Raw genomic sequence first — 826 nt, forward strand, 5'->3', positions numbered from 1 at the left:
TGACCATTGCGCCGGTCGCCCATGCGGTCGGCCTCGGCTTCATTCCGCTCGCGGAAGAGCATTATGACTTCGCGCTGGTGACCGCGCGCAAGGACCGGCCGGCGGTGCGGGCGTTCCTTGACGCACTCGGCTCGGACGATGCACGCGCCGCGCTGGAGCGAGCTGGATTTCGGCCCGCGTAGATACCAGCCGGGTTATCGATGCGATGCCTGGTCAGCGCCGCTGGCTGCCTGAATGGCGCGCTCCCGCTCCTCGGCTTCGGCCAACGCACGCTGCGCCGCAGGCGGCAGAGGCTTCGGGTCCGGCGGGACCTCGACGGTGTCAGGCTTGCTCAGCGGCTTCGTCCGATCGATTACGTCCGAAACATCGAACGCGAGATCGACAACATCGAAAATGACTTCCAAGAGCGAGTCGGCCATGGTTCATCCGGGGCAACGTCCCAATCATTGGTCGTTCGCTTCCCAGGTCCGGTTCACGGCCGGGCGCTTACCGTCAAGAACTCAAGGCAACGCCTCAGGCATGTCATCCAGTGCCGCCAGCCGCTCGGCTTCGGCGATGTCCTCGACCGTATTGGCATTGAAGAACGGATCGAGTGGCTCGGCTGGCCACGTCACCGTCGCGAGCGGATAGCGCGCGGTCCAGCGGTCGATCTTGCGGAGGTCTTCGACGACCAGCGCGTGACGCAGCTCGTCGCGCAGGGCGACGCGCCACAGACCGATCACCGGATGTGACTGGTTGCCTGATGCGGCGACCGCGAGCTGCGCGCTCTCGTGCTCGCGTGCGTCATGCAGGCGGGCAACCAGATCGCGCGGCAGGAACGGGCAAT

The 826-nt window shown here is 66.0% G+C and carries 3 protein-coding genes; 1 reads left to right on the top strand and 2 read right to left on the bottom strand.

Going from position 1 to position 826, the window contains the following annotated elements; all coding sequences use genetic code 11:
- Nucleotides 1-182, top strand: a 182-nt coding sequence (locus MOV75_RS40140) for a substrate-binding domain-containing protein (protein WP_247008385.1), incomplete at its 5' end; no start/stop codon positions are given.
- Nucleotides 183-194: 12 nt separating this feature from the next.
- Here MOV75_RS40140 and MOV75_RS40145 read toward each other — a convergent pair.
- Both MOV75_RS40145 and MOV75_RS40150 read right to left on the bottom strand, forming a co-directional pair.
- Nucleotides 195-419: a hypothetical protein gene (locus tag MOV75_RS40145; protein ID WP_246932233.1), complete on the bottom strand. Its 225-nt coding sequence runs from the start codon at nucleotides 417-419 to the stop codon at nucleotides 195-197.
- Nucleotides 420-500: 81 nt separating this feature from the next.
- Nucleotides 501-826 (bottom strand): NTP transferase domain-containing protein (locus tag MOV75_RS40150; RefSeq protein WP_369010504.1); only part of this gene is annotated, 326 nt, incomplete at its 5' end.

Source organism: Bradyrhizobium sp. PRIMUS42 (assembly GCF_023006515.1).
GTDB lineage: Bacteria > Pseudomonadota > Alphaproteobacteria > Rhizobiales > Xanthobacteraceae > Bradyrhizobium.

Coding starts and splice junctions, on each gene's coding strand:
- MOV75_RS40145 (WP_246932233.1), bottom strand. CDS start 419: ATGGCCGACTCGCTCTTGGAAGTCATTTTCGATGTTGTCGATCTCGCG.